This window comes from Meridianimarinicoccus marinus (assembly GCF_040689105.1).
GTDB lineage: Bacteria > Pseudomonadota > Alphaproteobacteria > Rhodobacterales > Rhodobacteraceae > Meridianimarinicoccus > Meridianimarinicoccus marinus.
This window is the reverse complement of record NZ_JBFBVU010000070.1, coordinates 1-2,857: the sequence shown is the minus strand read 5'-3', so window position 1 is coordinate 2,857 and position 2,857 is coordinate 1. Positions and strand designations below refer to the sequence as shown.

The window sequence follows — 2,857 nt, the reverse complement described above, 5'->3', positions numbered from 1 at the left end:
ATCCCGGCGCGCTTTCGAAGTTCCCGCGCCGTGGGGCCGATCCTGGGGCTGACGCCACCCCTCGAGCCGTCGGGAGAAAGCCAACATGTGGCCCGGGTGTCCCTCTGTGGCCATGGCATGATGCGCGTGACCTGAGCCCCGACTTTCCTCCATCTTTCGGGAGGATCCGTCAGTTGATTGCTGGCTTCATGCGGCCTTGGTTTCCAGTCTCGATTTCATTGCAATCACCTTCGGCGTGAGGTTGCCGAGGGATGCGTGAGGTCTGTTGCGGTCGTCGTCCTCTTTCCATGCGCCGGTCTTCTCGCGGGCTTCGGCCAGCGTTGAGAACAGGGTTTCGTTGAGATGGCATGGTCGGGGCTCAGTCCCCGGGAGCGCCGGTCGTCTTCTTGCCGGTAGATCCAAAACCGGGAGAACGACTATGACCGAAGTATTGTATGCAGGCCTCGACGTATCGCTTGAGACGACCAGCATCTGCGTCGTCGATGCCAATGGCGGAATGATCCTTGAGGCGAAAGCGGGATCGGACCCTGTCGATATCGGTGAAGTCTTGGGCGGGATCGATGGAACCTACGAACGTGTCGGTTTCGAGGCCGGGCCCTTGTCTCAGTGGCTCTACAAAGGGCTCACGAGCGCGGGACCGCCAGCGGTGTGCATTGAGGCGAGGCATGCCAAGGCCGCAATGGTTGCCATGACCCGCAACAAGAACGATCGCAATGACGCGCGATCCCTGGCACAGCTCATTCGCTCGGGTTGGTTCAAGGCTGTGCGCGTGAAGTCGACCGCGAGCCAGGTGATGCGCACGCTTCTGATGTCGCGCGAGTTCTTCGTCAACAAGCTGCTTGACCACGAGAATGAGATCCGTGGGCTGCTGCGGCCATTCTGTGAATCGGCATGCATTTTTGGATGCCCCCTTCGATGCAAGAATTTTTTGACCTTTTGAGCGAGTGATCGAGTGCGGTCATGTTTCAGGCCTCTCAGGTGCGGCCAAGTCATGCCGCGGGCCGGTATGGTGATGCGCGGATCGGGGGCCAGATCAAAATTGCGAGCTCTGGGCTCGTTGCATGCCACTGATTTTCCCAACCCGGATCTGTTCGATCATTTGCCCATACGGGTCATCGCTCTCCTCACATCGCCGACGCTCCGCACGCCGCGGTCAGCAGACCGCGCCGGTCGGATCTCGATAATCCTCGTCTCGCACGAGCATGGCCCAGAGCATGCGGGCCATCTTGTTGGCCAGCGCGATGGCCACCAACATGCGCGGCTTTCGGGCCAGCATGCGCGCGAGCCATGATCCTGGCCGCCCGCCGTCGCGGCCTCTCCAATGCACGATCGACATCGCCCCCACGATCAGCAGGCGTCGGATGTCGCGCTGCCCCATCTTCGAGGTTCGGCCCAGCTTCTGCTTGCCCCCACTTGAATGCTGTCGCGGCACAAGACCAAGCCAGGCCGCGAAGTCGCGCCCTCGTCGGAACTCACGCATGTCCGGTGCGAAGGCGGTAATCGCCATCGCGCAGACCGGGCCGATCCCGGGCATGGTCTGGAGCCTTCGGGCCACCCCGTTTTCCTTCGCGGCCGCAACGATGCGCTTGTCCGGCTTTTCGATCTCGGCTCCCAGTCGTGCGATCTGATCGAGATAGAGCCGCCCCAGGCGCCGGACCAGGTCCGGCAGGTCATCCTCTTCCAGGCGAGGGGCGAGGCGCTCGACGTTGCCGATGCCCTTGCCCAGAAGGATGCCGTGTTCGGCGAGATGGCCACGCAGTGCATTGACCAGCTGGGTGCGCTGACCAACCAGCAGATCGCGGGTGCGGAAGAGCATCGCGCGGGCTTGCTGCGCGGCGCTCTTCACCGCCACCGTCCGCATGTTCGGCCGCTGGACCGCCTCGGCAATCGCTTCCGCATCCGCGGCATCGTTCTTTTGCCGCTTCACGAAGGGTTTGACATAGACAGGCGGGATGAGCCGGATGTCATGGCCGAGCCCGGCGAGTTCCCGGCCCCAGTAATGCGCGGTCCCGCAGGCCTCCATTGCCACGATGCACGGCGGCAAGGCTGCCATGAACTTCGCGAACTGTGGCCGGAACAGCTTCTTGCGGAAAACCGTGCGCCCGTCCGCCGTAGCGCCATGAATCTGGAAGACCTGCTTTGCCAGGTCGACGCCGACGATGCTAATCTCATCCATGGATGCCTCCTCTCCCTATGGTGACTTCAGCATCACCATCTTGGCACATCGCGATGCCGTCGGGCGGGGGCATCCACCCCATCAAAATTGACCCACATGGGTGGGTTATGAGCGAGTAATATTGATCCACCGGTTTTCGTTAACATCCGCACAAAACGTGCGGAGGAAAGCGCAGGTGTTCCTGATGGAAAGCGTGTCGAAGTTCCGACGGTGGGTATGGGTTGCGGACGCAGCATCCGGTCTTTTGCGCGGGCGGCGGGACCATCGCGGAACGCGATCAAGAAGGATCTGAAGGACGATGGCCCGCCGGGCTACCAGCGCCAGGCCCCGCCGGTTCGGCACAAACTGTGCAACGGGTTTGATCTTCGGCTTCAGGAGCTGTTCGATCAGGACCGGAAGCGGCCACGCCGGGAGCGGCGGACGGCCCGGAAGCTTTATGAGCGGCTCGTGGTGGACGGCTACACCGGTTCCTGTTCGCCGGTTCATCGATTTGTCCGCGATCCGAAGCGGGCCGGTACCGGTTCGGGCGAGGCTTTTATCCCGCTGCATTCTGCGGCAGGTGACGCGCTGCAATGTGACTGGAGCGAAGAACGGGTTGTTCCGGGCGGTGTCGGGCAGAAGGTGAAGGTTGCCCATTTCCGCCTGTGCCACAGCCGCAAGCCCTTTGTCGTGGCCTGTCCC

The 2,857-nt window shown here is 62.4% G+C and carries 5 protein-coding genes; 3 read left to right on the top strand and 2 right to left on the bottom strand.

Annotation, left to right across the window (positions count from 1 at the left end; genetic code table 11):
• Positions 1 to 135 (top strand): transposase, encoded by a 135-nt coding sequence (locus AB0T83_RS20150; RefSeq protein WP_366194984.1) that lies wholly within the window; start codon positions 1 to 3, stop codon positions 133 to 135.
• A 51-nt stretch (positions 136 to 186) separates the two neighbouring features.
• On the opposite strand, the gene AB0T83_RS20145 is transcribed toward AB0T83_RS20150, so the two are convergent.
• Positions 187 to 471 carry an integrase core domain-containing protein gene (locus AB0T83_RS20145; RefSeq protein WP_366194983.1) on the bottom strand — a complete coding sequence of 95 codons (285 nt, stop codon included), beginning with the start codon at positions 469 to 471 and terminating at the stop codon, positions 187 to 189.
• On the opposite strand from AB0T83_RS20145, the gene AB0T83_RS20140 reads away from it, so the two are divergent.
• Positions 419 to 940, top strand: coding sequence for an IS110 family transposase (locus AB0T83_RS20140; RefSeq protein ID WP_366194982.1), 522 nt, complete (start codon positions 419 to 421; stop codon positions 938 to 940). The two genes, AB0T83_RS20145 and AB0T83_RS20140, sit on opposite strands and share 53 nt — an antisense overlap.
• Before the next feature lie 213 nt (positions 941 to 1,153).
• Here the strand turns inward: AB0T83_RS20140 and AB0T83_RS20135 are convergent, their stop codons facing one another.
• Positions 1,154 to 2,176, bottom strand: coding sequence for an IS110 family RNA-guided transposase (locus AB0T83_RS20135; RefSeq protein ID WP_366194981.1), 1,023 nt, complete (start codon positions 2,174 to 2,176; stop codon positions 1,154 to 1,156).
• Between the two features lie 216 nt (positions 2,177 to 2,392).
• Between AB0T83_RS20135 and AB0T83_RS20130 the strand changes: the two genes are divergently transcribed.
• On the top strand, positions 2,393 to 2,857 hold a 465-nt coding region (locus AB0T83_RS20130), incomplete at its 3' end, for an IS21 family transposase (RefSeq protein ID WP_494516551.1).